This window comes from Kitasatospora sp. RG8, from assembly GCF_017813315.1.
Classification (GTDB): Bacteria; Actinomycetota; Actinomycetes; order Streptomycetales; family Streptomycetaceae; genus Kitasatospora.
On the sequence record NZ_JAGIYX010000003.1, the window covers coordinates 316,355 to 341,627 of the forward strand.

A 25,273-nucleotide genomic window follows, 5' to 3' on the forward strand; every position below is an offset into this window, starting at 1 on the left:
CGCCCGCGCGGACTGTCAGCGGTGGATGAAGGACGGCGGGCGCTTCTCGGCGAAGGCCCCCATACCCTCCTTCTGGTCCGCCGTGGCGAACGTCGCGTGGAACAGCCGCCGTTCGAACCGGACGCCCTCGGCGAGCGTGGTCTCGTACGAGCGGTTGACGCTCTCCTTGAGCATGACCGCCGCCGGGGTGGACATCGCGGCCACGGTATCGGCGGTGGCCAGGGCCTCGGCCGTCAGCTGGTCGGCGGGGACGATCCGGGAGACCAGGCCGGCCCGCTCGGCCTCCTCGGCGCCCATCATCCGGCCGGTCAGGCAGAGCTCCATGGCCTTCGCCTTGCCGACCGCCCGGGTCAGGCGCTGCGAGCCGCCGATGCCGGGGATCACGCCGAGCTTGATCTCCGGCTGACCGAACTGCGCGGTGTCCGCCGCCAGCAGGATGTCGCACATCATCGCCAACTCGCAGCCGCCACCCAGCGCGTAGCCGGCGACCGCCGCCACGACGGGCTTGCGCAGGGCGGCGAAGCGGTCCCAGGCGGCGAACCAGTCGCCGAGGTAGGCGTCGACGAAGTCGAGGGACTGCATCTCCTTGATGTCGGCGCCGGCCGCGAAGGCCTTCTCCGAGCCGGTGACCACCAGGCAGCCGATCTCCGGGTCCCGGTCGAACTCCGCCGCCGCTGCGACGACTTCGTTCATCAGGAGGGTGTTGAGCGCATTGAGCGCCTTCGGGCGGTCGAGCGTGATCAGCCCGACCCGGCCCTTGCGCTCGGCCAGGATCGTCTCGTACGTCATGCGGAATCCTCCCGGAGGGTGGTGATGATGGCGGAGAAGTCCAGACCGCCGGCCTCGCCCTGAGCAAAGGAGGCGAACAACTCGGCTGCCCTTCTGCCCAGTTCGGCCGGAACGGCGGCGGAGCCGGCCGCGTCGGCGGCGAGCTTGAGGTCCTTGGCCATCAGCGCGGCGGCGAACCCGGCCGCGTACTCGCGGTTCGCCGGGCTGGTCGGAACGGGGCCGGGAACCGGACAGTTGCTGGTGAGCGCCCAGCACTGCCCGGAGGCGGTGGAGGCCACGTCGAACAGGGCTTGGTGGCTCAGACCGAGGCTCTCCCCGAGGACGAACGCCTCGCCGACCGCGATCATGGAGATGCCCAGGATCATGTTGTTGCAGATCTTCGCCGCCTGCCCGGCGCCGGACGCTCCGCAGTGGACGACCCGGCGGCCCATCTCCGCCAACACCGGTTCGGCGTCGGCGAAGTCGGTGTCGTCGGCGCCGACCATGAACGTCAGGCCCGCCGTCTCCGCACCGGCCACGCCACCGGAGACCGGTGCGTCGACGGCGCGGTGTCCGGCTACCCGGGCGAGGTCGGCGGCCACCCGGGCGTCCCCGACCGCGATGGTGGAGCAGTCCACGAACAGCGCGCCTCGGGCGACGGCGGTGAGCTCCTGGTACGCGTCCAGGACGTGCCGCCCGGTCGGCAGCATGGTGATCACCAGGTCGGCGTCGCCGACCGCCTCCGCCGCCGAGCCGGCCACGGCCACACCGTTTCCGGCAGCGCGCTCCCGGGCGTGCTCCGCCAGGTCGTAGCCGGTCACCCGGTGGCCGGCCCTGACGAGGTTGGCGGCCATCGGGCCGCCCATGTTGCCGAGTCCGACGAATCCGATGCTGTGGGTCACCAGCGCTCCAGGGGTGTGGTGGCGGCGAGGCCGAGTTCGCGCTCGCCGAGCGGGGCGAAGTAGCGGGCCACCGCGGCGGGTTCGACGGCGCCGAGCGTCGCCGGGCTCCACCGCGGGGAACGGTCCTTGTCGATCACCTGGGCCCGGATGCCCTCGGCCAGGTCGGCGGTGGCGAGGGCCGCGCACGAGGTGCGGTACTCCTGGTCGAGCACCGCCTCCAGCGGGCCGAGGGCCCGGGCCCGGCGCAGGGCCGCCAGCGTGGCCTTCACGGCGGCAGGAGAGTTCGCAGCGATCCGGTCGGCGGCCTTCTTCGCCTCGGGTTCGCCGCTCTCCCGCAGCCGGCCGAGGATCTCCTCGACGGCGCCCGCCGCGTAGCAGCCGTCGATCCACGCCCGCTGTCCCTCCAGCACACCGGCGGGCGCCGGCTGGACGTGCCGTTCGAGGGCATCGTGCACGGGCAGTTCGGCGAGGTCGTCCAGCAGCGCGGCCAGCCGCTCGGCAGGGACGAAGTGGTCGCCGAGCCCGCACAGCAGCGCGTCGGCGGCACCGACGGATCCCGCGGTCAAGGCGAGGTGGGTGCCCAACTCGCCCGGTGCAAGAGCGAGCAGGTAGGTGCCACCCACGTCCGGAACGAAGCCGATGCCCGCCTCGGGCATGGCGATGCGCGTAGTCTCGGTGACGATCCGGACCCTGCCGTGGGCGGAAACGCCAACCCCGCCGCCCATCACGATGCCGCTCATGAGCGCGACATAGGGCTTGGAGTAGCGGGCGATCCGGGCGTTGAGGCGGTACTCGTCCCGCCAGAACTCCTCGACGGCGCCCGGGTCGCCGCCGGTGGCGGCGCGGTGGATGGCGACGATGTCGCCGCCGGCGCAGAAGGCCCGCTCGCCGGCGCCGGTGACGACGACGGTTTCGACCCTCTCGTCCTCCTCCCAGGAGTCCAGGGCTTCGGAGATCCTCCGCACCATGCCGTGGGTGAGGGCGTTCAGGGCCGCGGGGCGGTTGAGGACGATCAGGCCGGCCCTGCCCTCGCGCTGGACGAGGACCTCGTCGACGGCGTTCCCGGTCATCACGCGGCTCCGGTCAGGCCGCGGGCGACGATGACGCGCATGATCTCGTTGGTTCCTTCCAGGATCTGGTGCACCCGCAGGTCGCGGACGATCTTCTCGATGCCGTACTCGGCCAGGTAGCCGTAGCCGCCGTGCAGTTGGAGCGCGGCGTTGGCGACCTCGAAGCCGGTGTCGGTGGCGTAGCGCTTGGCCATCGCGCACAGCTGCGGCGCCCGGGGATCGCCCCGGTCCAGGGCGGTCGCGGCCCGCCAGAGCAGCGACCTGGCCGCCTCCAACTCGGTGGCCATGTCGGCGAGTCGGAACTGCAGGGCCTGGGCGTTCAGCAGCCGGGCGCCGAACGCCTCGCGATCGGCCAAGTAGCCGGTGGCCCTCTCCAGGGCGTCCTGCGCGCCGCCGAGGGAGCAGGCGGCAATGCCGAGCCGGCCGCCGTTCAGCCCGTTCATGGCGATCCGGAAGCCCTCGCCCCGGGCCCCGAGGAGCCGGTCGGCGGGCAGCCGGACACCGTCCAGCCGCACCTGGCGGGTCGGCTGGGCGTTCCAGCCCATCTTGTTCTCGTTCGGCCCGAAGGAGACCCCCGGGTCGTCGCGTTCCACGACGAACGCGGAGACCCCGCCTGCCCCCGGTCCACCGGTGCGGGCCATCACCACGTACACCTGCGAGGCTCCCGCACCCGAGACGAACTGCTTGACGCCGTCGAGGATCCAGTGGTCACCGTCCCGGCGGGCCCGCGCGGTCAGTGCCGCGGCGTCCGAGCCCGCACCGGGCTCGGTGAGGCAGTAGCTGCCGAGCTGTTCGGCCGCGCAGAGGCCGGGCAGCCAGCGGGCGCGCTGGGCGTCGTCGCCGTAGCGGTCGATCATCCAGGCGACCATGTTGTGGATGGACAGGTAGGCGGCGATGGACGGGCAGCCGGTCGCCAGCGCCTCGAAGACGAGGACGCCGTCGGCGCGGGTGAGTCCGGAGCCACCGGACTCCTCACGGACGTAGACGCCGGCCAGGCCGACATCCGCCGCCTTGCGAAGCACGTCAACGGGGAAGTGCTTGGTCTGGTCCCACGCGACCGCGTTCGGGGCAAGGTGCTCGCGGGCGAAGGCCGTCGTCGTGTCCGCGATGGCGCGCTGATCCTCGGTGAGGTCGTGCACGGCGCTCATCCCATCGTCGGCATGGTGAAGCTCGCGCCCTCCTTGACCCCGGAGGGCCAGCGCGAGGTGACGGTGCGGGTGCGGGTGTAGAAGCGGATCGAATCAGGCCCGTGCTGGTTGAGGTCGCCGAACGCGGAGCGCTTCCAGCCGCCGAAGGTGTGGTACGCGATCGGCACCGGGATCGGCACGTTGACCCCGACCATGCCGGTGTTCACCCGGCGGGCGAAGTCCCGGGCGGTGTCGCCGTCCCGGGTGTAGATCGCGACACCGTTGCCGAACTCGTGCTCGCTGGGCAGCCGCAGAGCCTCCTCGTAGTCGGCGGCACGCACCACGGTCAGGACGGGCCCGAAGATCTCCTCCCGGTGGATCCGCATGTCCGACGTGACCCGGTCGAACAGCGAGGCGCCGAGGAAGAAGCCGTCCTCGTGGCCCTCCAGCCGGAAGTCCCGCCCGTCCACGACGAGTTCGGCTCCCTCCGCGACCCCGAGGTCCAGGTGGCCGCGCACCCGGTCCAGGGCGTCGCGCCCGACCAGCGGCCCGAAGTCGGCCGCCGGGTCGTCCGAGCGCCCGACCTTCAGTGCGGCGATCCGCTCGACCAGTTTCGCCACCAGGGCGTCCGCGGTCTCCTCCCCCACCGGGACGGCCACCGAGATCGCCATGCACCGCTCACCGGCCGAGCCGTAGCCGGCTCCGATCAGCGCGTCGGCCGCCTGGTCGAGGTCGGCGTCCGGCATCACGATCATGTGGTTCTTCGCACCGCCGAAGCACTGCGCCCGCTTCCCGTGGGCGGCGGCCGTCGCGTACACGTACTGCGCGATCGGGGTGGATCCGACGAAGCCGACCGCCTCCACCCGCGGGTCCTCCAGCAGGGTGTCCACCGCCTCCTTTCCGCCGTTGACCACGTTGAGCACGCCCGGCGGCAACCCGGCCTCCAGGAAAAGCTCGGCCAGCCGCAGCGGCACCGAGGGGTCGCGCTCGGAGGGCTTGAGGACGAAGGCGTTGCCGCAGGCCAGCGCGGGCGCGGCCTTCCAGAGCGGGATCATCGCCGGGAAGTTGAACGGCGTGATGCCGGCGACCACGCCGAGCGGCTGGCGCATCGAGTACACGTCGATGCCGGTCCCGGCGTTGTCGGTGAACTCGCCCTTCAACAGGTGCGGGATCCCGGCGGCGAACTCCACGACCTCCAGGCCGCGTTGGATGTCGCCGTGGGCGTCGGCCACGGTCTTTCCGTGCTCGGCGGAGAGCAGCCTGGCCAGCTCCTCCTTCTCCTGCTCGACCAATTGGAGGAAGCGCAGCAGGACGCGCGCCCGCCGCTGGGGATTCCAGGCCGCCCACGCGGGCTGGGCCTGCGCGGCGTCGGCGATCACCGCCTCGACCTCGGCGCGGTCGGCCAGCGGCACCCGGGCCTGCACCCGGCCGGTGTTGGGGTCGTACACGTCGCCGAAGCGGCCGGACGTGCCGGCGGTGCGCTTGCCGGCGATGAAGTGGGTCAGTTCTCGGACCATCGGGTTCCTTCTCTCGACAGGGGTGGGGAGAGGAGGAATGGAGAGCAGCGCCATCGCCGGCGATCGGGCGCACGGTCATGCGTCGTCGCGGAATGGCGTTGCTGACCTACCGTCAGGCGCGGTGGCACCTGACGGTCGGCAGCACGGCAGCGGAACGGGAACAGCAGCCCGGAGTCATGCGTGTCGTCTCCATCCTCGTGGAAAACACGAACCACCCGCGGCCGGTATCCTGACTCCCGGATCACCGCGCGCCCCCGGGCCTTCCCGGCTGGCTGCCAGTGGCCTTCATCTGCGAGGACGAACTCCCCGGTCACAGTGGCGGGACCGTGCCGGACTCACACCGGCTTCCCTGACACCGCGGACCTGTCGTCGACCATATAGTTGGACGTCCTAGTAAGTCCAGAGGTCCGGGTTCGCGCCGCGCCGCGCCCTCGGGATCCCACTGCGCCGAGCACCGTGCGGGTGGTGCGATCGACGCGGAGCACAGGTGGGCACGGCCCCTGGCGGCAGCCTGACGTGCCGTCGGGATGGATGCCGCCCCCCTCGACCCGCTCGGCCGAGACGGCCCCCGGACGCATGCCCCGGCCCGCCACCCGGCTCATGAGCGCGCCCGGTCGGCTGGGCTCTTCCACCCGCCCGGGCGCCGCGCCGGCGGTGCGGCCGCCGGGTGGTCACCGTCGGCGGCGGCCTCAGTAAGGGTGAGGGTCGGGGCCGGGTGCCGGGGCTCGGGCCGGCCGGCCGCGCTCTCGTCGATCCAGCGGGCCGCGTTTCCGTCGTCGGCCCGTCACGCCTGACTGGTCGGCCGCAGTTCCCGCTCGAGAGCGGAAAGGGCGAACGTGTGCGCGGAGGCGTGCTGCCAGCGCGGGCGTCCGAACATCACGTCTCCGGACAGCCCGTTGAGCATGGCCACGGCCCTGATGACGAACTCGGACGGATCCACGTCGGCGAACTGCCCCAGGGCCCGGCCTTCGAGAAGGATGGCTTCCAGGCGCTCTTCCCAGGCGTCGGACAGTGCGGTGAGAAGCTGCCGGCCGGCGTCGTCGTGGCACTGGGCCAGCACCTGCGTCCACAGCGCGTAGCGTTCGTCGCCCTGGTGGCGGGGCAGGTAGAAGCGGACGAACAGTGCCAGCTTCTCCGAGGGGGAGGCGGCCTGGTCCGCGGCCTGCTGGAACCGGGTCACGAGGTCCGCTTCGCTCCATGCGAGGACTTCGAGCAGGAGGCGGTCCTTCTTGCCGAAGTGGTACAGGATGTGCCCGGTGCTCATGCCGGCCCGCGCGGCGATGTCCGACATCCGCACGGCTGCGGGGCCCTTCTCGGCGATGGCGCTGATCGCGGCCCGCATCGCCCGTCCCCGCGCCTCGTCGCCGGTGGGCTGACGCTTCCGGTCGACCGAGGCCAGAGCCGGCTGCGGGGTGGCCCCGGACTCCGCGTTCGGCGCGGGCCCGATCGCGTTCTTCGGTGAGGGGCGGGACTGCGGCCGTGTGGGCTCGTTCTCTGGCGTCGGCATGGCCTCACCTCGGTTTCTGGGGATCTAGATCCGTAGTCTAGACTGAAAATCTAGACAGTGCGACTGGAGCCCGAAGCCCGCGTGTGCGCGGTCCGACGCCCAGCGGTTCGCCTGTCCGACCCACCCTTCAGGAGGCACCCGCATGACGCGCGGATTCGACGTTGTGGAGACCTGTATCGCCGACCTGCGCGCGGCGCTGGAGAAGGGCGAGACCACCGCGGTCGCCCTGCTCGACGCGTACCTCGCGCGCATCGACGCGTACGACCGACCCGGAACCGCCACCGCACTCAACGCGATGGTCGTGATGAACCCGGACGCCCGCGCCGAAGCAGAGGCCTCCGACGCCCGCCGCGCGCGCGGCGAGACGCTCGGCCCGCTCGACGGCATCCCGTACACCGCGAAGGACAGCTACCTCGCGAAGGGCCTGACGGCGGCGGCCGGTTCACCGGCGTTCGAACACCTCGTCGCCCAGCGCGACGCGTTCGCCATCGAGCGGCTGCGCGCGGGCGGGGCCGTGCTCATCGGCCTGACCAACATGCCGCCGATGGCGAACGGCGGCATGCAGCGCGGCGTGTACGGTCGCGCGGAGAGCCCGTACAGCGCCGACTGGCTGACCAGCGCCTACGGCTCCGGCTCGTCCAACGGCTCGGGCACTGCGACCGCGGCGTCGTTCGGGGCGTTCGGCCTCGGCGAGGAGACCTGGTCGTCGGGCCGGGCCCCCGCCTCGTACAACGCGCTGTGCGCCTACACCCCCAGCCGCGGCGTGATCTCGGTGCGCGGCAACTGGCCGCTCGTCCCGACCATGGACGTCGTCGTCCCGCACACCCGCACCATGGCCGACCTGTTCGAACTGCTCGACGTCATCGTGGCCGACGACCCGGAGACCCGCGGCGACCTGTGGCGCGCGCAGCCGTGGATCCCGTTGCCCGCACCGTCGCAGGTGCGCCCCGCCTCGTACCCGGCACTCGCTCCCGCGGACGCGGCGACGGCGCACGCCACGCTCGCCGGCAAGCGCGTCGGCGTCCCCAGGATGTACATCAACGCCGACCCCGGCGCGGGGACCAACCCTGACGGCGGCATCGGCGGCCAGACCGGCCGGCGGATCGAGACCCGCCCCTCGGTGATCGCCCGGTGGGAGGCGGCGCGCCGCGACCTGGAGGCCGCCGGCGCCGAGGTGGTCGAGGTCGACTTCCCCGTCGTGTCGAACTACGAGTCCGACCGCCCCACCGCTCCCTCGCTGCCCACCCGCGGCCTGGTCGGCGGCGACTTCCTCAGGGTCGAGATCGAGGACCTCTCCGCCTGGGCCTGGGACGACTTCCTGCGGGCCAACGGCGACCCCGCGCTCGCCACCCTGACCGAGGTCGACGGCGACCGCATCTTCCCCAAGCACCCGGGCGAACTCCCCGACCGCTACGCCGGCTTCGACGACACGATCGGCGACTACCCGCGCTTCGTGCGCGAGCGCCCGTACGCCTCCTTCACCGACATGCCCCACCTCGAAGAGGGACTTCGCGGGCTGGAGGAGACCCGCCGGGTCGACCTGGAGCTGTGGATGGACGACCTGCGCCTGGACGCGGTGGTGTTCCCCGCGGTCGCCGACGTGGGCCCCGCGGACATGGACGTGAACGAGGCCTCCGCCGACCTCGGCTGGCGCAACGGCGTCTGGGTCGCCAACGGCAACCTGGTGCCCCGCCACCTCGGCATCCCGACGGTGACCGTGCCCATGGGCACCATGACCGACACCGGCATGCCCGTCGGGCTGACCTTCGCGGGCCGCGCCTACGACGACAACGCCCTGCTCGCCCTCGCCGCGGCCTTCGAGGCGACCGGCAACCGGCGCACGGAGCCGCTCCGCACGCCGCGGCTGGCGTCGGAATGACCTGAGGGTGTCCGGAGGGTCGGACACGAGGACCGGCCGGTGCGACGAGACACCGGCCGGCCACCAGCAGCCCTGCCCCCGCGCGGCCGCCCAGCGCGCGCACGGGGCAGGGCTCGGGGCGCTACCACCGAGAGCACGTCGATGCCCGGTGAGCCCGCAACCTGCACCGAGGCTGTGAATCCGCTACGGATTCGGGGCCTCTCGGGATGCGGGGGCCCGGTCCAGCAGCCCCCGCTCTGCCTGCTCGACGAAGTCGCGGAACTGCTCGGTGCTCATCTGAACCTGCTGACCGAAGTCATCGGTGATCCGCACCCGCTTCCCGGGGGCCGAGACGGGGAAGGGAGGACTTCAGGTCAAGCGCGCCACGGCCAGGGACAGTGCGCGGTCGAGCGCGGCCTCGGCATCGCACGGTACATCGGGCCGGACACCGATGCCCTCCCAGTTGGTGCCCGAGACCGGGTTGACCGCGCGGGCGACGGGCACGCTGAGCTCCAGGTGCGGGTGCACCGTCCAGCCCTCGCGCGGGTGCGCGCCGCCCCGGGTGTCCTCCCCGACGACCTCGGCGCGCCCGAGCTGCTGCAGGTCGTAGGCGAGCTCCTCGGCCGCGGAGAAGGTGTTTCCGCTCGTCAGCACGTAGAGCGGCTTGTCGGCGCCGAAGCGGGCTCCCGGGACGAACGGGGGCGTCCAGGACTGCTCGGCCAGCTCTCCCTGCCGCGAGAGCATGGTGTTGAGGTGGGTGCGGCCGTCGAGCAGGTAGCCGCAGACGAAGGCGACCGTGTCCGGATCGCCACCGGTGTTGCGGCGCAGGTCCAGGATGAGGGCGCGGGCGGGAGCCACCAGTGAGAGCGCCGCGGTCAGGGGCTGCGCCGCCCAGTCCAGCGGGAACATCTTGGGCGCGATCTCCAGCACCGCGACGCCGCCGTCGAGGAGCTCCACGCGCGGAACGCCGCCCAGGGAGGCGTCGAATTCCCTTCGCATCGCGGCGAGTGCCGCCGCGCCCCGCTCACGCGGCACCGGCACGGCGTGGTACTTGAGGGCCAGGTGCAGGTCGCCGTTGACGGACCGCAGGTCCGCGGTGACCGCTTCGGCCAACTCCTCGGCGGATTCGGCCCGGTAGGAGCCCTCGGCACTGCGACGCCGCAGCAGGTCCGCCAGCTGCCGGGCGACGTCGGGGAAGACGTAGTTCCCGCCGACCAGGTCGGCGATCGACTCGACGAGGGCAACGGCGTCCAACGCAGGGGGCGGCGATATGGTGGAGGTCATGGGAGGGAGTAGACCAGCGACTTGTCAAAGCGTCAAACACACTTAACGCTTGATCTGGTGAGCAATCAACTGCAACCCCAACCGCAACCGCACGAAGACGTCCAGCGGATCAGCACGCCTCTGCAGCACACCGCACTCGCCCACCCCCTGCGCCAGCGTCTGCTCTTCGCCCTGAGCACCCAGCCGTCGACGATCAGCCGGCTCGCCGCGCAGCTGGGAGCGAACAAGGGCAGCATCTCCCACCACCTCAGGGTGCTGAGCGAGGCAGGGCTGATACAGGACGCGGGAACACGACAGGTGCGCGGCGGCACAGAAAAGTACTACCGGCGAACCGCCGAGCGGCTCCTCGTCACCGAACCGCAGGCCGAGGGCACGGCCGCACTACTCGGCGCCATCGCCCAGGAGTTGGGCCGCTCCCCCACCGACCACCTCCTGACACTGCGCCACCTCCGACTCAGCCCGGCCAAGGCAGCGCGGCTCGCCGAGGCGCTGGCCGCACTGGTCGACGAGACGGAGGAGGATCCGGAGGGCGAACCGGTGCACGGCCTCCTGGTGACGCTCTACCAGCAGGCCGGGGCGTAGGGTCGGCCCGCTGACGGACAGGTACGGCCGGCCGACCCTTCCAGGCTTCCCTCAACTCTTCCAAATCTGCACGGTGCGGCCGCCGGATCAGTCGATCTACTTGCGCGCCTCGATCAGGAAGCGCGCCGAGTGGGCCACGAACGGGCCCTCGGCGCGGATCCGGGCGTCCAGCTCGCGCAGCCGGTCACGGTAGGCGTCGACGGTGAAGCCCGGCACCATCCAGATCACCTTGCGCAGGAAGTAGACCACCGCCCCGATGTCGGAGAACTCCACCCTCAGCCGCTCGGACCGCAGGTCCACCACCTCCAGCCCGGCCGCCCGTGCGTCGGCGCTCTCCCGGTCGGGGTGACGGCCCTCCCGCGCCTCGGGCTGCGGCCCGAGGAAGTATTCGACCAGCTCGAACACCGAGGCAGGCCCGACGTGTTGCGCGAAGTACGTGCCGCCGGGCTTCAGCACGCGGGCGATCTCCGCCCACCAGACGGTCGCCGGGTGACGGCTGGTCACCAGGTCGAACGCCTCGTCCGCGAAGGGCAGCGGCGGCTCGTCCGGATCCGCGACCACGACCGCGCCGAGCGGGTGCAGCAGCCGCGTCGCCTTGGCGATGTTCGGCGGCCACGACTCGGTGGCGACCATGGCCGGCGGGAATCCCGCGGGCCTGGCTCCGGCCAACACCTCGCCGCCGCCGGTCTGGATGTCCAACGCCGCCGAGGCCGTCGCCAGCCGCTCCCCCAGCAGCCGCTGGTACCCCCAGGACGGCCGCTCCTCGGTGGCCCGCCCGTCCAGCCAGGAGAAGTCCCAGCCGTCGACGGACACCGCCTCGGCCTCGGCAATCAAGTCTTCGAACGTACGCGACATAACCGCATCATCCCGGCCGGCCGCCACCCCGGCCAAGCGGTTTTCTGCGGGGTGCCAGGTCACACCCCTTACGGTGCCGCGGCGCCCGGGGCGAGCCCCCGTCAACCGCCGACGATCCGGGACGACACGCAACCCACCCCGTTCGGGTGACATTCCCCCGAGGACCGCGCCGACGGTCCCTAGTGTGCAAGGGCAAGTTGGTCTACGAAGGGACTTATGCCATGTACCGTACCGCCCGCACCCTCGCCGTCCTCCTCGCCGCCGTCGGCGCCGCGACGGCCGTCCCGGCCCAGGCCTTCGCCGACGGCCCGACCGTGACCACCACGACCATCACCGTCATCGGCACCGGAAACCAGCTGGCCGGCGGCGACATCTTCAACGTCGGCGGCGACAACGTGGTCGGCTCCTTCAACAGCAACCAGCTCTCCTGACCGCTGCCGCCCATCCACCGCCCGCGCCCCCTCCGGCGCGGGCGGTGTGGCATGCGCGCGCACGGCGCCGACAGGTCGACGCACCAGCGTGTCGGGCGGCCTGGATTCCGCGGCCGCCCCCGCCGGGCCCGGCCCGAGAGGCCGCCCCGGGAAGCGTCGCCAGGACCCGTCCGGACCCGCCGTCCGGACCAGCCGTCCGAGCCCGCCCGGTTCCGCGGGGCCGACCGCATCACCACTACGGCGAGGTCGGCGCGCCTCCCCGCTCCGACGGACGACGGGCTGCGCGGGACGGCGGGCACGCCGGCCGCAAGTCACCCCCCGGCGAGCCTTGCGACCGCCTCGGCGACGCGCGCCGCGCCGTCCTCGTCCGCCATCGCGCGGGCGGCGACCCGCGCCCGCGCACGGTAGGACGCGTCCTCGACCGCCCGGCGGATGCCCGCTGCGAGACGGTCGGCCGTCAGCCCCGCGAACGGCACGGGCGCGGTGGCGGCGCCGAGGCCGGAAAGGCGCGCGGCCCAGAAGGGCTGGTCGGCCGTCACGGGGACGGGGACCGTCGGCACACCCGCACGCAGGCCGGCGGCGGAGGTGCCCGCGCCGCAGTGATGGACGACGGCGGCGGTGCGCGGGAGGAGCTGGGCGTGCGGGAGTTCGCCGACGGTCAGGACGTCGTCGCCGGTGGCGGCCAGACCGGCCCAGCCGGACTGGAGCACACCTCGAACCCCCGCCCGCCGGAGCGCCTGGACGGCCAACTCGCTCAGCCGCTCCCCGTGCCCGGCGGCCATGCTGCCGAAGCCGATGAACACCGGTGGCGGCCCGGCCAGGAGGAAGTCCTCTACCTCGGGCGGGAGTTGGCTGCCCGATGGCTCGTGCGGCCACCAGTTGCCGACCACCTGCAGCCCTCGCCGCCAGTCCGCCGGACGGGGCACCAGGGTGGGGCTGAAACCGTGCAGGACCGGCCAGTCCGCCTGCTCCTGACGGCGCCGCCGGATGCTCTGCGCCAGGGCCGGCAGGCCGAGGCGCTCACGCAGCCTGCGGGCCGCGCCGGTGTGCAGGCGGTCCACGACGCGCTGGCCGAGCGCCCCGGCCGTGCGGTTGCCCCAGCGGCCGAGCGACCGCGTGCCGCCGACCACCGGAGGGAACTCGCCGGTGGGCAGCACGGGTTGCAGGTAGACCCCGAGGCTGGGAATGCCCAGGGACTCGGCGAGGTGCCAGCCGAGCGGGGCGGTGGTGGTGGAGAGCAGCAGCAGGTCGACGCCGGGGGCGGCGGCGTCGACGAGCCCGTCGCCGAGGCTGTCCACGAAGGCGGCCGCCCTGGCCATGAGGGAGGAGCCCCTGCCGCCACCGCCCTTGTCACCGGCGCCCCTGCCGCCTGCCGGTGTCGCCCGGGGATCGGCCGGCAGCGGGCGGAAGTCGAGACCGCTCCCGCGCACCAGGGCGGCGAAGCCCTCCGGCGCGGCGAGGGCCACGTCGTGGCCTGCCGCGCTCAGACGGGTTCCGAGGCCCGTGTAGGGGGCGACATCGCCGTGCGAACCGGCCGCTGTGATGAGGATCTTCACCGCTCGCCCCCGGGGAGGTTCGGGGCGCCGCCGTCGGGGAGGTTCGGCGCGCCGCCCTCGCTGAGGCGCCGGGCGTTGGCGCCGATGGCGGCGCGGAGGAAGGACGCGAGGCCGGGCCGCTGGTCCGCCGGCGGGACGACCAGGGCGAAGGCCCGGGCGTCCGCCTCGTAGTCGTCGGCGATCCGGCAGTGCATCTCGGGCGGGCAGGGGGTGAACCAGCGGCTGATGTGCTGCCGGTGCTCCTCCGCAAGGTCCAGGACCCGTTCGCTGTCGGTGGCAGCACCCTCCGCGAACGCCGCCAGGAGCTGCCCCCGCCAGGCGGCGGCCTCGGCCATCAGCCGGCGCCAGTCCTCCTTGGAGTGCCCGGCTGCTCGGGCGAGGGCCTCCTGATGACCCTCGTGCCCGCCCCACTTGAGGTGGGCGTCGGTGGCGTAGCTCAGGTCGAAGACGACGTCCCCGAACACCTCGAACCGCTCGTCGGGGGTCAGTTCGACCCCCGTGCGCTGCACCTCGATGGCCCGTTCGGCGACCTCGACGAGCTTCTGCAGCCGGGTGATCTGCTCGGCCAGGGCCTCGCGCCGAGCCCGCAGGTGGCCGAGGGCGTTGGCCTGCGGGTCCGCCAGGATGGTGGCGATCTCGTCGAGCGGGAAGCCGAGCTCCCGGTAGAAGAGGATCTGCTGGAGCCTGGCCAGATCGGCGCTGCTGTAGCGGCGGTAGCCCGCCTGGCTGCGTTCACTGGGCGACAACAGCCCGGACCGGTCGTAGTAGTGCAGCGTCCGCACCGTGACCCCGGCGAAACCGGAAACCTGCCCGACCGACCAACTCATCCGTCCCACCTCGTACCCGTGTTACCGCACTGCCGTGACGTGCCCCACGGTCCGGCCTGACGTGGGGTAAGGGTCAAGCCTCGCAGGCCGGGGTGCGTCGACCGGGGCGGACGGGGGCATAACGGCCGGCGCGGACTGGGGCGTGAAGCGGCACGACCGGCGCGGACGGCGCGCCTGAGCGCCGGCGGGCACGACCCGCCTCGCACCAACTCGCACCACCTCGCACCCCCTCTGCCGCCGGACCCTCAGGCCCCGTGCTGCGGCGGGTGGTCCGGCCCGTGTCGCGCGCCTCCCGGTCGCCCCCGCCGCCCCGGCAACGCGCCCGGTATGTACCCCGCTGCCGGATTGTCCGACCCGGCTGGTAGACAGTTGTTCGGTCCACCCACCGAAGGAGCAGCGCATGACCGTCGGCAAGCACGTCGAACAGTTCCACGGCCTCCCCGTCCTCGCCTTCGTCCCGGCCGTCGAGGAGGGAGCCGCACTGCCCGATCCGGCGGCGGTCGCCTGGAAGATCGGCGTCGAGTACGACTCGCCGATGAGCTTCGTGCAGCAGTGGCAGCGCTTCCTCGACACGGTCGACACCGAGCGCGTCACCGCCGTCGTCGTCGGCGAGTGGTCGGTGGACGGGCCGGACAGCTTCGCCGGGCCGCTGGCGGCCGTCCTCGCCGCCGCCGGGCGGCTGCCGGCCCTGCGCGCGCTCTTCATCGGGGACATCACGTACGAGGAGTCCGAGATCTCCTGGATCGACATGGTGGACGTCACTCCGGTGCTGACGACCTTCCCCCAGCTGGAGGAACTGGTGGTGCGCGGCGCCTCGGGGGAGACGGTCGAGGGCGAGGGCGTCTCGCTCAAGCCGCTGCGCCACGACCGGCTGCGGGCACTGCGGTTCGAGTCGGGCGGTCTGCCGGCCGCGGTGCTCCGGGCGGTCGCGGAGAGCGAGTTCCCCGCGCTGGAGCGGCTGGAGTTCTGGCTGGGCGTGGAAATGTACGGCGGCGACTCCACGCCGGCCGACTACGCGCCCTTCCTCGACGGCTCCCGGTTCCCCGCGCTGCGCCACCTCGGCCTCCAGGACAGCGAGGCGCAGGACGACATCGCCGCCGCGGTCGCGCACGCCCCGGTGGTGGCCCGGCTGGAGTCGCTCAACCTCTCCATGGGCGTGCTCACCGACAAGGGTGCCGATGCCCTCCTGGAGGGGCAGCCGCTCACCCATCTCAAGGCGCTGGACCTGCACCACCACTACCTGACGGAGGCGGCGCAGCAGCGCCTGCGCCAGGCGCTGCCCGGTGTCGCGCTCGACCTCTCCGAGCCCGGCAATCCGGACGACCAGTGGCGGTACGTCGCCGTCGCCGAGTAGACGGGGCGAGGCCCCGATGGCCGTGCGGCAGGCGACCACCGAGCACGTCAGCACCGAACAGATCACCGCTGGACACATCACCGCTGAGCACGTCACCACGGAACACATCACGGCCGGACGGATCACCGCTGAGCACGTCAGCACCGAACACATCACCGCCGGACACCTCACCACGGACCACATGACGACACAGCCCCTGACCGGGCAACCCGTGAGCACGCGGCGCACGGCCGCACGGCCGGGGAGCGGACAGCCGGCGCCCCGGCAGCTCACGGTGCTCGGCAACCCGGGACACCGGCGGGTCACGCTGTTCGCCGCGGCGGCCCGGGCGGCCGGGCTGCCCGAGCCGTCCGTGCTGCCGTGGATCGACGTGCTGCGCGGCACGTACCACCTGCCCGAGGAGAGCGTGGTGCGGATCGAGTCGCCCGGCGAGGACGCGGCCGTGGACGAGCTGCTGCGCGGACGGGCACTCGGCTTCACCTACGCGCCGACCAGGGTGGAAGGCGGCGCGGCCTGGTACGACGGCCTGATGAACGCCCTGCGCGGGCTGGCCCGGGTGCCGGGCGTCCGGCTGCTCGGCGATCCGGAGGAGATCGCCGTGATGTTCGACAAGCGCCGGGCGCACGCACTGCTGGCGGCAGCCGGGGTGCCGGTGCCGCGGGCGCTCGCCGGTGCGGCCGTCGGCGGCTGGGACGACCTGCGGGAGCGGCTGCGCGCGGCCGGACTGCGCCGGGTGTTCGTCAAGCCCTCGCACGGCTCCTCGGCCTCGGGCGTGGTGGCGCTGGAGTTCGGGCCCCGCGGGCAGGTCCTGGCCACGACCCCGGTCGAGTTGGCGGGCGGACAGCTGCACAACTCGCTGCGGGTCCGGCGCTACCGGGACGAGCGGCGGGTGGCCGAGCTGGTCGACCGGCTCGCGCCGGACGGCCTGCACGTCGAGCAGTGGATCCCGAAGGCCTCCCAGTCGGGCCGCTCGGCGGACCTCCGCGTCGTGGTGATCGCCGGGCGGGCCACCCACGCGGTGGTGCGCACCAGCGCCGCTCACCCGATGACCAACCTCCACCTGGGCGGCGCCCGCGGAAGCCTCGCACTCGCCCGGGAGGCCGCCGGTACGGCCTGGCCCGTCCTGTTGGAGACGGCGGAGCGGGCGGCCGCATGCTTCCCGAACGCCCGCATGGTCGGCGTCGACGTGCTGCCCACCGCCGGCTGGCGCCGCGCGCTGGTCGGCGAGGTGAACGCCTTCGGCGACCTGCTGCCCAACCTGACCGGTCTGCCCGGTGGCCCGGCCGAGGGCCTCGACACCTACGCCGCCCAGCTCGCCGCCCTCCACCCCGACGCCTTCCGCTTTCCCCACCCCCACCATCTCGACGGCCGCCCCGGGCCGACGGACCACGCACCCCTGGAACCGATCCGATGAACCACCAGAACCCCGGCCCCACGCCCATACCCACGCCCACACCCCCGGCGACGGCGACGGCGACGACACCCGCGACGGCACCGGACATGAACGCCGTCGTGGGCAGCCACGACCTGCTGCTCGTCACGCTCGACACGCTCCGCTTCGACGTCGCGGAGGAACTGGCCGCGGCCGGGCGGATCCCCAACCTCGCCGCCTTCCTCCCCGGCGGCCGCTGGGAGCGCCGGCACTCGCCCGGCAGCTTCACGTACGCGGCGCACCAGGCCATCCTGGCCGGCTTCCTCCCCACGCCGGCGTCCCCGGACGGGCCGCATCCGCGCCTGTTCGCCGCCCGGTTCGCCGGTTCGGAGACGACCGCGCCGCGGACCTGGGTCTTCGACGCGCCCGACCTACCGGGCGCGCTGGCCGCGGCCGGGTACCGGACGGTCTGCATCGGCGGCGTCGGCTTCTTCAACAAGCAGGGCCCGCTCGGGTCCGTGCTGCCCCGGCTGTTCCAGGAGAGTCACTGGGCGCCCGACATGGGCGTGCCGTCCCCGGTCTCCTTCGAGGCGCAGGTGGCCCGGGCCGAGCAGGTCGCCGCCGGGCAGCCGGCCGGGCAGCCCCTCTTCCTGTTCGTCAACGTCTCGGCGCTGCACCAGCCGAACTGGTTCCACCTGCCGGGCGCCACCCGCGAACACGGGGACTCCCGCGAGAGCCACGCGGCCGCCCTGGAGTACGTGGACGCGCACGTCGGCCGGCTCTTCGCGGCCATGAGCGCCCGCCGGCCGTGCTTCGCGATCGTCTGCTCCGACCACGGCACGGCGTACGGGGAGGACGGCTACACCGGCCACCGGATCGGCCACGAGGTGGTCTGGACGGTCCCGTACGCGCACTTCACCATCCCCGCCGGCACCGCACCTGCCGACGCCGCACCAGCCGACGCCGCACCTGCGAGCGGCACTCCTGCCGGCAGTACTCCTCCCGTCGCCGCACCAGCCGGCAGCACACCTGCCGCCACCGCAGAGGAGGAGACCGCATGACCACGGCACCCGCCCGGCCGACCGAGTCGCCCTACCGGTCGTACGTCTACGCCTACCCCCACAAGACCGCCTACCGGCGGCTGCCGGAGCGCCCGGCACTGCGCGAGCTGTGGGCCGGTGAGCCGCAGCACGCGCTCTCGCTCTACCTGCACGTCCCGTTCTGTGAGGTCCGCTGCGGGTTCTGCAACCTGTTCACCCGCATCGGCAGCCCCGAGGGCCTGACCACCGCCTACCTGGACGCGCTCGACCGGCAGGGCGCCGCACTCCGCGATTCGCTGGACGGCGACGCCCGGTTCGCGCTCGCCGCGTTCGGCGGCGGCACACCCACCTATCTGACCGCCGGCGAGCTGGAGCGGCTCTGCGACATCGCCGAGCAGCGAATGGGCGCCGACCTGCGGGCGATACCGCTCTCCGTGGAGGCGTCCCCGGCCACTGCCACCGCCGACCGGCTGGAGGTGCTGGCCGCCCGGGGCGCCACGCGGCTCAGCCTGGGCGTGCAGTCCTTCGACGACGCGGAGGCCCGCTCCGCCGTCCGCCCACAGAAGCGTGCCGAGGTCGAGGCCGCCCTCGGCCGGATCCGCGCCGCCGGTTTCCCCGTCCTCAACATCGACCTGATCTACGGCATCGACGGACAGACCGAGGCCGGCTGGCTCCGCTCGTTGGACGCCGCCCTGGCCTGGCAGCCCGAGGAGCTCTACCTCTACCCGCTGTACGTCCGCCCGCTGACCGGCCTGGCGCGGCGCGGCGAACAGGAGAGCCCGGCCGCCTGGGATGCCCGGCGGCTCGCCCTCTACCGGGTGGGCCGGGACCACCTGCTCGCGCAGGGCTACCAGCAGGTGTCGATGCGGATGTTCCGCCGCGCCGCCTCCCCGCAGGCCGGCGGCGGCGAGTACGCCTGTCAGACCGACGGCATGGTCGGCCTCGGATGCGGGGCCCGTTCGTACACCTCCCGACTGCACTACTCCTTCGACTACGCGGTCAACGCCACCGAGGTGCGCGGCATCATCGACGACTACGTGGCCACCGAGGACTTCCACCACGCGGAGGTCGGCCGGTACACGACGCCCGAGGAGGCGCGGCGGCGGCACCTCGTCCAGTCCCTCCTCCAGGCCGAGGGCATGCCGGTCGCGGAGTACCGGGCCCGGTTCGGCTCCACGCCCGCCGAGGACTTCCCGGCCGAGCTGGCCGAGTTCGAGGCCCGCGGCTGGCTGGCGGCCGACCCGCTGCGGCTGGTGCTCTCCCCCGAGGGCCTGGCGCACTCGGACCTCGCCGGGCCGATGCTGTTCTCGCCCGAGGTGCAGCGCCTGATGGCCGAATACGAGGTGAAATGACCTTCCTCGGCATGCCCGCCACCGGCCCCCGTCCGGCCCCCGTCCCGTCCCCGACACTGGCCCCGAGCCCGACCCCGACCGTGGCCCCAACTCCGGCCCCGACGACGCCCCCGGCCCCGGCCCCGCGTCCCGTACCGGACGGCGGGCTCGATCTGACCCTGCTCTACCGGGGCCCGCTCTCCTCCTGCGACTACGACTGCCCGTACTGCCCGTTCGCCAAGCGGCGCGACACCCCCGAGCAGCTGCGGGCCGACCGCACGGCGCTCGAACGGTTCACCGGCTGGGCCGCCGGCCGGGGCGGCACCGGCGACACGCTGTCGCTGCTGTTCACCCCCTGGGGCGAGGGGCTGGTGCGCTCCTGGTACCGGCGGGCGCTGGTCGAACTGAGCCACCTGCCACACGTGCGGCGGGTGGCGATCCAGACCAATCTCAGCTGCCGCACCGACTGGCTGGCCGAGGCCGACCTCACCTCCCTGGCCCTCTGGGTGACGTACCACCCCGGCCAGGTCGGCTACGAGCGCTTCCTCGCCCGGTGCCGTGCACTCGACCGGCTCGGCGTCCGGTACAGCGTCGGCGTGGTCGGCCGGCCCGAGCACCTCGCCGAGGCCCGCCGGCTGCGGGCCGCACTCTCCCCCGCCGTCTACCTGTGGATCAACGCCGCCGAGGGCCTCACCTACACCGACACCGAGGCCGCCGACTGGCACGCCGTCGACCCGCACTTCGGCTACAGCCGCCACGCGCACCCGAGCGCCGGCCGGCCCTGCCGCACCGGCGAGTCCGTGCTCTCGGTCGACGGCGAGGGCACCGTCCGTCGCTGCCACTTCGTCCGCGACGTGCTCGGCAACCTCTACGACGGCTCGTACCGCCCCCACCTCCGCGCCCGGCCCTGCCCGCTGCCGGTCTGCGACTGCCACATCGGCTACGTGCACCTGGAGACACTGCCGCTCTACGACGTCTTCGCCGGGGGCGTGCTGGAACGGGTGCCGCACGACTGGTGAGGCCTCCGCGCTGCGCGAGCGGGACCGGTCCTACCGGTCGTAGACGAACCTGAGGTTCTCGCCTTCGCCTTCCTCGCGGTGGAGCATGCCCGGCAGCGACCGACCGGCGTCTCGGCCCCCTTGCCGCGAATTCACGGAGGAGGACGGCAGTCCTGGCGCTCCGGCTCACTCCGTCACGGGCAGGCACTCGGCGAGCAGGCCGACGATGTCGCGCCAGGCCCGTCGGGCGTGTTGCGGGTGGTGGCCGACGCCGGGAACGACGTTCTGGTCGACCGGCGGGTGGTGGAAGGCGTGCAGGGCTCCGCCGTAGACCACGAGACGCCAGTCGACGCCTGCGGCCTGCATCTCCGCGGCGAAGGCGTCCCGCTGCCCGGCGGGCATGATCGGGTCCTCCGATCCGACCCCGGCCCACACGGGACAGCGGATGCGCTCGGCCTCGCCCGGCCGACCCGTGGTCAGTGCGTTGACCGTCCCGATCGCCCGCAGGTCGACGCCGTCACGCCCGAGTTCCAGCACGATCGCGCCCCCGGTGCCGTAGCCGATGGCGGCGATCCGGCCGGGGTCGGTCCGCGGCTCGGCGCGCAGCACGTCGAGGGCCGCGTGGCCGATGCCCCGCATCCGGCCGGGGTCGGCGAGCAGGGGGATCGCCCGCGCCAGCATCTCCTGCGGGTCGGTGAACCAGCGCCCGCCGTTGATGTCGAAGGCCAGCGCCACGTAGCCCAGTTCGGCGAGGGCGTCGGCCCGGCGACGCTGGAAGTCGTTCAGGCCCGGCCCCTCGGGTCCGATCAGGACTGCGGGCCTGCGGTCGACACCGGCAGGCAGCGCCAGGTGCCCGATCATCGTCAGTCCGTCGGCCGGGTACTCGACCGTACGCGTAGTAACCGTCGTCATGGGACTGGACCGTAGTGACTGCCGGGCCCGTTCGGGCCGGTCTTCGCCCTCGGCGGAACAGCCCGGACGCCGGGCCCCGGCGCTGGCGCCGGGAAGCCGCGCAACTCCCCAGCTCCTGGCGGGTTCAGACCTCGGCGAGGACAACGAGACAAGGACGGCAAGGACGGCAAGGACGGCAAGGCAAGGGCAACGGGGCGGGAGCGCCGGCACGCGCTTCGGCCGGGCCGTGGCTGCCGGATTCCGGAACGGACATCGGGGCCGACGGATCCACCGGGCGGACGTTCCCCGGCGGTGTCGGCGTCGAGCACGACCAGGTCCTGGTCCTCGTTGTCGAGGCCGCGGGACCCGGGCGGGAACGGCATCGCCCGGTAGCCGTCCATCAGCTGCGCGAGCGCGTCGGCCTTCTCCTCGATCACGCGGCGGATCCTGCCACCGGCACGCATGGGCCGGGGTGCCTTCGCGTCACTGGTCCGAACGTCACCGCTCGTCCAGGCGCGCGCGCCCGCACCGAGGTCCCTAGCCTGGAGAGAGGAGGAGGCGATGGCAATGCTTGGAGACGCACCGCTGGTGGCCATCATCCCGGCCGCCGACATTGCCCGGGCGAAGAGGTTCTACACGGACACGCTCGGCCTGAAACTCAGCGAGGAGACTGCGCAGGACCTCACCTTCGAATGCGGCGGAACGGAGTTCGGCCTCTACGAGACGCCGAGCGCCGGACAGGCCGCCCACACGCTGGCGAGCTTCAAGGTCGCGGATCTCGATGCCGAGATGGCGGCGCTGCGCGGTCGCGGCGTCACGTTCGAGGAGTACGACTTTCCGGGGCTGAAGACCGTCAACGGCGTCGCGGAGGCCGAGGGCATGCGCGCGGCCTGGTTCAAGGACAGCGAAGGGAACATCCTCTGCGTGAACGAGCGGACCACCACGTAGGAGCCACCTGCCCCACGTAGCACCCATCCACCCACCACGGCACGCCCGCGCGCCGGGGCGGTCCCGTCCACCGCGGGACCACCCCGGCGCAGCACTGCCCCGACACGTGGACAGCCCGGCGCGTGGACAGTGCGGCACAGGACGACCCGGCGCGTGGGTGCCCGCTCCGCCACGCCCACTACCGCCGGGCCCCCGCCGCCCCTTCCGGCCGGGGAGGCCTTCTTCCTGGCTTCCTGGCGAAGCGTCGCTCACATGGGCATGGTCGACGCCATGTGCAGTCCTGGGATCAGGCTCGGGTTCCAGGGCACGAAGCAGGCGTAGACGATCAGGGCGACGCCCAGCGCGAGACTGAACGCCTTGCCGTAGCGCCAGGTCTTCTCCAGGAACACGGCTATGGCCAGACCGGCCATCCAGGCGAGGTTCATCACGCCGACGACGATCAGGACGACCATCAGGCCCCAGCAACAGCCGACGCAGTAACCGCCGTGGTAGAGGCCGACGCGCAGGTCACGCAGCCGCCCGGAGTAGCCGCCGAAGTGCATGAGGAAACCGACCGGGGAGCGACAGTGACTCAGGCAGCGGTCCTTGAGCGGAGTCACCTGGTACAGGCCGGCCCCCGCCAGCAGGACGGCTCCGGCCCAGGTCGCTGCGCTGGGCGCCCTGGCGGCGAGTTCGCCGCCCGCCCAGGCCGCGCCGAACGCGGCCACCCCGAAGGCCTCCCACGCGCACAGGTAGCCGACGACCAGGCCGGTGCTGCGGCCGGCACGCGTCCAACCCGTCGAGTTGGCGCGCAGGGTCCGCAGGTACAACGAGACGACGGGCGTGACGGCGGGGAGCATCATCGCGGCCATCATCAGCCCCCACAGGACCAGGAATCCCCACAGGTCGCGCCCCATCGTGCCCGGCTCGGCCGCCATGCCGGACGAGGTGCGGACCGTCAGAACCCAGGCCAGCGCCGCCGCAGCCAGTAGCGCGGCCCAGCTCGCCGGGACGACGACCCGTCGAGCGAGCGGTGGCGACATCAGGCCGCCCAGGAGAACGGTGCCGAGAAGGCGTTCTTCCCTTCGTTTCCGAACTCAAGGCCGAAGGCGTTCACCCTCGACCGCGTCGCGACTCCGGCCGCGAGGGTGTCCGCAGGGAATCCGACCCCGCTGACCCTTACGCCCTTTCCGGTCGCGTCGAGTGGGGAGACGAAGTCCTCGACTTCCATGTCGATCGCGTCACCGATCGTCACGCGGTGGTTCCGGCCGTCATCGGCGTAGTCGATCCGGGCGACCTCCAGCCCGAGCATCTCGCCGACCAGCGGTCCGAGGTCCGCCATCGGGCCTCCGCGCTGACCGGAGAAGACCGCCCCGAGCGCTTCGGCCTGCTCCGGCGAGGCGGCCTCGTCCATGATCATGCCCAGCCGCCAGTTGCCTTCGCTCATGAGCTGCGGGGTATCCCCCACGACGGCGACCGTCAGGCCGCTCACGTCGACATCGTCGACCTGGCCGGAGTCGACGTGGAAGGCCAGGACGACCCGACAGCGGTCGTAGTCCGCCGGAGCCGTGAGGCCGGAGGTTGAGCAGGGACACACCATGTTGCAGTTGCAGTTCTCGAAATACGTCCCCTCGATACGCCATGCCATCGGAAGCTCCCTTCCTGAGGCTGAGGCACACGTCTGCTACTCCATTCTCCGCCCTCGACGATCACCCGGCAACGCGCGCGGTCAGTTTGACGGCGTTGTGACAAGCGCTTTTGATCCACTTGCGCGGGGCCGTGACTGGCCGTGACATCGTTCGGCCCGCATGGCGGATCGGCAGGCGGAGCAGGTCGAGGCCGACGCGGCCGGCCGCCGGCAGGATCCCCGGGTCCGGTCGCGCGGCGGGCCGGCTGTTACGCATAGTGGTGGGCGTGACCGACCTTCCCTGCACGCCCGGACGGCGGACGGTGCTGGCCGGCGGACTGGCGGTGCTCCTCGGCGTGGCCGGCTGCGGCAGCGGCAGCGGGCGCTCCTCGGCCCCGTCGTCCGGCACAGCCCCTGGTTCCGGCACGGCCACCCCGACCGGCCCCACCACGCCGTCCTCCTCCCCCTCGGCCCCGGCGTCGCCCGCCCCCTCCCCATCGGCGACCCTGCCCGCCACCACGCCGTGGGAGCCCGGGCCCGGCGAGGTCAGTCCGGATGTCAAACGCCGCGCCGTCGAGCTCGTCGAGGCCCTCGGTGCGTGGAGCACCGGCGGGCAGGGCCTCGCCGCGGCGCAGCAGCGGGTGGCGGCGCTCGGCCTGCCGCCGTCCCTCGCGGACCAGGCCGGCCCCCTCCTGCCCGCCGCACCCCAGGCCGCGCTCCAGGTGGTCGACGCCCAGTACGGCGGCATCCTCGCCGACTCGGCGAGCGTGCTGGTGGTCTGCCGCCAGTGGACCCTGGCCGCCGACGGCACGCTCACCCCGGGCGGGACCACGGTGGACGTGCGGCTCAGCCGGGCCGAGCCGCGCTGGACGGTCACCGCCCTGCATCCGGCGGACCCGGGACCGGCCGCGGCCACCCTGCCGACGGCCGCCGCGCAGGTCCTGGCCGAACAGCGCATCCAGCTGCCGCCGGCGGCCGTCGCCGACCTGCGCAGCGGCACCGTCCACGACAGCGTGCTGCAGGCGATGCTGGCCCTTTCCCGCGATTACACCTTCCAGGTCAGCGTGGTGCGCTCGGGCCACCCGCTGAACGTCTTCGGCACCACCCGGCCCAGTGACCACCCGCAGGGCCGCGCGTTCGACACCTGGCAGATCGACGGTCATCCGGTCGTCGACCCGGCCACCCCGCCCGAACTCGTCGACGGCTTCATGCGAGCCGTGGCGGCCGCCGGTTCGTACAACGTCGGCGGGCCGAGGCAGTTGAGCGGCGGCCGGACCGCCAACCAGTTCTTCTCCGACCCCACCCATCAGGACCACGTCCACGCCGGTTTCCTCACCTGAGGCGGACCGGGCGCCCCGACCGACCGGGTGCTCAGCGGCCGGGTGGAGTCGAGTGCCCCGCCCGACCGGGTGCTCGGCTGCCAGGCACTCGGCGGCCGGGCACTCGGCT

Annotated in this window: 23 protein-coding genes and 1 riboswitch; of the genes, 10 read left to right on the forward strand and 13 right to left on the reverse strand. The window is 73.1% G+C overall.

Features of this window, described 5'->3' with window-relative positions:
- Window positions 1-15 precede the first annotated feature (15 nt).
- The 6 genes from J5Y04_RS06720 to J5Y04_RS06745 form a co-directional block, all read right to left on the reverse strand.
- Window positions 16-789 (reverse strand): enoyl-CoA hydratase, encoded by a 774-nt coding sequence (locus J5Y04_RS06720; protein ID WP_209410895.1) that lies wholly within the window; start codon window positions 787-789, stop codon window positions 16-18.
- Entirely contained in the window at window positions 786-1,670 is an 885-nt protein-coding gene (gene mmsB / locus J5Y04_RS06725) for a 3-hydroxyisobutyrate dehydrogenase (protein WP_209410896.1), read from the reverse strand. The genes J5Y04_RS06720 and mmsB overlap by 4 nt, the downstream gene beginning before the upstream one ends.
- Window positions 1,667-2,740 carry an enoyl-CoA hydratase/isomerase family protein gene (locus J5Y04_RS06730; protein WP_209410897.1) on the reverse strand — a complete coding sequence of 358 codons (1,074 nt, stop codon included), beginning with the start codon at window positions 2,738-2,740 and terminating at the stop codon, window positions 1,667-1,669. The genes mmsB and J5Y04_RS06730 overlap by 4 nt, the downstream gene beginning before the upstream one ends.
- Window positions 2,740-3,888 carry an acyl-CoA dehydrogenase family protein gene (locus J5Y04_RS06735; protein ID WP_209410898.1) on the reverse strand — a complete coding sequence of 383 codons (1,149 nt, stop codon included), beginning with the start codon at window positions 3,886-3,888 and terminating at the stop codon, window positions 2,740-2,742. The genes J5Y04_RS06730 and J5Y04_RS06735 overlap by 1 nt, the downstream gene beginning before the upstream one ends.
- On the reverse strand, window positions 3,885-5,384 hold the full coding sequence (locus tag J5Y04_RS06740) for a CoA-acylating methylmalonate-semialdehyde dehydrogenase (RefSeq protein ID WP_209410899.1): 1,500 nt from the start codon (window positions 5,382-5,384) through the stop codon (window positions 3,885-3,887). Before J5Y04_RS06740 ends, J5Y04_RS06735 begins: the two co-directional genes overlap by 4 nt.
- A gap of 201 nt (window positions 5,385-5,585) precedes the next feature.
- Window positions 5,586-5,777, reverse strand: a riboswitch (cobalamin riboswitch).
- Window positions 5,778-6,168: 391 nt separating this feature from the next.
- Window positions 6,169-6,891 carry a TetR/AcrR family transcriptional regulator gene (locus tag J5Y04_RS06745; RefSeq protein WP_209410900.1) on the reverse strand — a complete coding sequence of 241 codons (723 nt, stop codon included), beginning with the start codon at window positions 6,889-6,891 and terminating at the stop codon, window positions 6,169-6,171.
- Window positions 6,892-7,033: 142 nt separating this feature from the next.
- Between J5Y04_RS06745 and J5Y04_RS06750 the strand changes: the two genes are divergently transcribed.
- Window positions 7,034-8,770, forward strand: coding sequence for an amidase (locus J5Y04_RS06750; RefSeq protein WP_209410901.1), 1,737 nt, complete (start codon window positions 7,034-7,036; stop codon window positions 8,768-8,770).
- A 348-nt stretch (window positions 8,771-9,118) separates the two neighbouring features.
- Here the strand turns inward: J5Y04_RS06750 and J5Y04_RS06755 are convergent, their stop codons facing one another.
- Window positions 9,119-10,033: a S41 family peptidase gene (locus tag J5Y04_RS06755; protein ID WP_209410902.1), complete on the reverse strand. Its 915-nt coding sequence runs from the start codon at window positions 10,031-10,033 to the stop codon at window positions 9,119-9,121.
- 57 nt (window positions 10,034-10,090) lie between these two features.
- On the opposite strand from J5Y04_RS06755, the gene J5Y04_RS06760 reads away from it, so the two are divergent.
- The gene (locus tag J5Y04_RS06760) at window positions 10,091-10,615 is read left to right on the forward strand and encodes a winged helix-turn-helix domain-containing protein (protein WP_307852969.1); all 525 of its coding nucleotides are present in this window, start codon (window positions 10,091-10,093) and stop codon (window positions 10,613-10,615) included.
- Window positions 10,616-10,711: 96 nt separating this feature from the next.
- On the opposite strand, the gene J5Y04_RS06765 is transcribed toward J5Y04_RS06760, so the two are convergent.
- Complete coding sequence (locus J5Y04_RS06765) at window positions 10,712-11,470, reverse strand: class I SAM-dependent methyltransferase (protein ID WP_209410903.1); 759 nt, start codon at window positions 11,468-11,470, stop codon at window positions 10,712-10,714.
- Between the two features lie 221 nt (window positions 11,471-11,691).
- Between J5Y04_RS06765 and J5Y04_RS06770 the strand changes: the two genes are divergently transcribed.
- The gene (locus tag J5Y04_RS06770) at window positions 11,692-11,901 is read left to right on the forward strand and encodes a hypothetical protein (RefSeq protein ID WP_209410904.1); all 210 of its coding nucleotides are present in this window, start codon (window positions 11,692-11,694) and stop codon (window positions 11,899-11,901) included.
- Window positions 11,902-12,212: 311 nt separating this feature from the next.
- On the opposite strand, the gene J5Y04_RS06775 is transcribed toward J5Y04_RS06770, so the two are convergent.
- On the reverse strand, window positions 12,213-13,457 hold the full coding sequence (locus J5Y04_RS06775; protein ID WP_209410905.1) for a glycosyltransferase: 1,245 nt from the start codon (window positions 13,455-13,457) through the stop codon (window positions 12,213-12,215).
- Window positions 13,454-14,284: a MerR family transcriptional regulator gene (locus J5Y04_RS06780; RefSeq protein ID WP_209410906.1), complete on the reverse strand. Its 831-nt coding sequence runs from the start codon at window positions 14,282-14,284 to the stop codon at window positions 13,454-13,456. Before J5Y04_RS06780 ends, J5Y04_RS06775 begins: the two co-directional genes overlap by 4 nt.
- Window positions 14,285-14,684: 400 nt before the next feature.
- Between J5Y04_RS06780 and J5Y04_RS06785 the strand changes: the two genes are divergently transcribed.
- The 5 genes from J5Y04_RS06785 (at window position 14,685) to J5Y04_RS06805 (ending at window position 20,400) form a co-directional block, all read left to right on the forward strand.
- A complete protein-coding gene (locus tag J5Y04_RS06785; RefSeq protein ID WP_209410907.1) occupies window positions 14,685-15,638 on the forward strand; it encodes an STM4015 family protein in 954 nt (317 codons plus the stop codon).
- Window positions 15,639-15,819: 181 nt separating this feature from the next.
- The gene (locus J5Y04_RS06790; protein ID WP_209411095.1) at window positions 15,820-17,052 is read left to right on the forward strand and encodes an STM4014 family protein; all 1,233 of its coding nucleotides are present in this window, start codon (window positions 15,820-15,822) and stop codon (window positions 17,050-17,052) included.
- An 86-nt stretch (window positions 17,053-17,138) separates the two neighbouring features.
- On the forward strand, window positions 17,139-18,071 hold the full coding sequence (locus J5Y04_RS06795; RefSeq protein WP_209410908.1) for an STM4013/SEN3800 family hydrolase: 933 nt from the start codon (window positions 17,139-17,141) through the stop codon (window positions 18,069-18,071).
- The gene (locus J5Y04_RS06800) at window positions 18,068-19,402 is read left to right on the forward strand and encodes an STM4012 family radical SAM protein (RefSeq protein ID WP_209410909.1); all 1,335 of its coding nucleotides are present in this window, start codon (window positions 18,068-18,070) and stop codon (window positions 19,400-19,402) included. The genes J5Y04_RS06795 and J5Y04_RS06800 overlap by 4 nt, the downstream gene beginning before the upstream one ends.
- Complete coding sequence (locus tag J5Y04_RS06805; RefSeq protein WP_245204377.1) at window positions 19,399-20,400, forward strand: STM4011 family radical SAM protein; 1,002 nt, start codon at window positions 19,399-19,401, stop codon at window positions 20,398-20,400. Before J5Y04_RS06800 ends, J5Y04_RS06805 begins: the two co-directional genes overlap by 4 nt.
- Before the next feature lie 165 nt (window positions 20,401-20,565).
- Here J5Y04_RS06805 and J5Y04_RS06810 read toward each other — a convergent pair whose 3' ends face one another.
- Window positions 20,566-21,291, reverse strand: a complete 726-nt coding sequence (locus J5Y04_RS06810) for a dienelactone hydrolase family protein (protein WP_209410910.1) — start codon at window positions 21,289-21,291, stop codon at window positions 20,566-20,568.
- 540 nt (window positions 21,292-21,831) lie between these two features.
- Here J5Y04_RS06810 and J5Y04_RS06815 point away from each other — a divergent pair.
- A complete protein-coding gene (locus J5Y04_RS06815; protein WP_209410911.1) occupies window positions 21,832-22,218 on the forward strand; it encodes a VOC family protein in 387 nt (128 codons plus the stop codon).
- A 248-nt stretch (window positions 22,219-22,466) separates the two neighbouring features.
- On the opposite strand, the gene J5Y04_RS06820 is transcribed toward J5Y04_RS06815, so the two are convergent.
- Window positions 22,467-23,240 (reverse strand): DUF2182 domain-containing protein, encoded by a 774-nt coding sequence (locus J5Y04_RS06820; protein ID WP_209410912.1) that lies wholly within the window; start codon window positions 23,238-23,240, stop codon window positions 22,467-22,469.
- Entirely contained in the window at window positions 23,240-23,845 is a 606-nt protein-coding gene (locus J5Y04_RS06825; RefSeq protein WP_209410913.1) for a DUF1326 domain-containing protein, read from the reverse strand. The genes J5Y04_RS06820 and J5Y04_RS06825 overlap by 1 nt, the downstream gene beginning before the upstream one ends.
- Before the next feature lie 266 nt (window positions 23,846-24,111).
- On the opposite strand from J5Y04_RS06825, the gene J5Y04_RS06830 reads away from it, so the two are divergent.
- Window positions 24,112-25,164, forward strand: a complete 1,053-nt coding sequence (locus J5Y04_RS06830; protein WP_307852970.1) for a hypothetical protein — start codon at window positions 24,112-24,114, stop codon at window positions 25,162-25,164.
- Window positions 25,165-25,273: the final 109 nt, after the last annotated feature.

What these genes read in the sequence shown, in the direction of transcription:
- J5Y04_RS06780 (WP_209410906.1), bottom strand. Translation starts at nt 14,284, where the DNA reads ATGAGTTGGTCGGTCGGGCAGGTTTCCGGTTTCGCCGGGGTCACGGTG.
- J5Y04_RS06795 (WP_209410908.1), top strand. Translation starts at nt 17,139, where the DNA reads ATGAACGCCGTCGTGGGCAGCCACGACCTGCTGCTCGTCACGCTCGAC.
- J5Y04_RS06800 (WP_209410909.1), top strand. Translation starts at nt 18,068, where the DNA reads ATGACCACGGCACCCGCCCGGCCGACCGAGTCGCCCTACCGGTCGTAC.
- J5Y04_RS06790 (WP_209411095.1), top strand. Translation starts at nt 15,820, where the DNA reads ATGACGACACAGCCCCTGACCGGGCAACCCGTGAGCACGCGGCGCACG.
- J5Y04_RS06805 (WP_245204377.1), top strand. Translation starts at nt 19,399, where the DNA reads ATGACCTTCCTCGGCATGCCCGCCACCGGCCCCCGTCCGGCCCCCGTC.
- J5Y04_RS06755 (WP_209410902.1), bottom strand. Translation starts at nt 10,033, where the DNA reads ATGACCTCCACCATATCGCCGCCCCCTGCGTTGGACGCCGTTGCCCTC.
- J5Y04_RS06825 (WP_209410913.1), bottom strand. Translation starts at nt 23,845, where the DNA reads ATGGCATGGCGTATCGAGGGGACGTATTTCGAGAACTGCAACTGCAAC.
- J5Y04_RS06750 (WP_209410901.1), top strand. Translation starts at nt 7,034, where the DNA reads ATGACGCGCGGATTCGACGTTGTGGAGACCTGTATCGCCGACCTGCGC.
- J5Y04_RS06730 (WP_209410897.1), bottom strand. Translation starts at nt 2,740, where the DNA reads ATGACCGGGAACGCCGTCGACGAGGTCCTCGTCCAGCGCGAGGGCAGG.
- J5Y04_RS06815 (WP_209410911.1), top strand. Translation starts at nt 21,832, where the DNA reads ATGGCAATGCTTGGAGACGCACCGCTGGTGGCCATCATCCCGGCCGCC.
- J5Y04_RS06820 (WP_209410912.1), bottom strand. Translation starts at nt 23,240, where the DNA reads ATGTCGCCACCGCTCGCTCGACGGGTCGTCGTCCCGGCGAGCTGGGCC.
- J5Y04_RS06735 (WP_209410898.1), bottom strand. Translation starts at nt 3,888, where the DNA reads ATGAGCGCCGTGCACGACCTCACCGAGGATCAGCGCGCCATCGCGGAC.
- J5Y04_RS06785 (WP_209410907.1), top strand. Translation starts at nt 14,685, where the DNA reads ATGACCGTCGGCAAGCACGTCGAACAGTTCCACGGCCTCCCCGTCCTC.
- J5Y04_RS06765 (WP_209410903.1), bottom strand. Translation starts at nt 11,470, where the DNA reads ATGTCGCGTACGTTCGAAGACTTGATTGCCGAGGCCGAGGCGGTGTCC.
- J5Y04_RS06770 (WP_209410904.1), top strand. Translation starts at nt 11,692, where the DNA reads ATGTACCGTACCGCCCGCACCCTCGCCGTCCTCCTCGCCGCCGTCGGC.
- J5Y04_RS06810 (WP_209410910.1), bottom strand. Translation starts at nt 21,291, where the DNA reads ATGACGACGGTTACTACGCGTACGGTCGAGTACCCGGCCGACGGACTG.
- J5Y04_RS06720 (WP_209410895.1), bottom strand. Translation starts at nt 789, where the DNA reads ATGACGTACGAGACGATCCTGGCCGAGCGCAAGGGCCGGGTCGGGCTG.
- J5Y04_RS06740 (WP_209410899.1), bottom strand. Translation starts at nt 5,384, where the DNA reads ATGGTCCGAGAACTGACCCACTTCATCGCCGGCAAGCGCACCGCCGGC.
- J5Y04_RS06745 (WP_209410900.1), bottom strand. Translation starts at nt 6,891, where the DNA reads ATGCCGACGCCAGAGAACGAGCCCACACGGCCGCAGTCCCGCCCCTCA.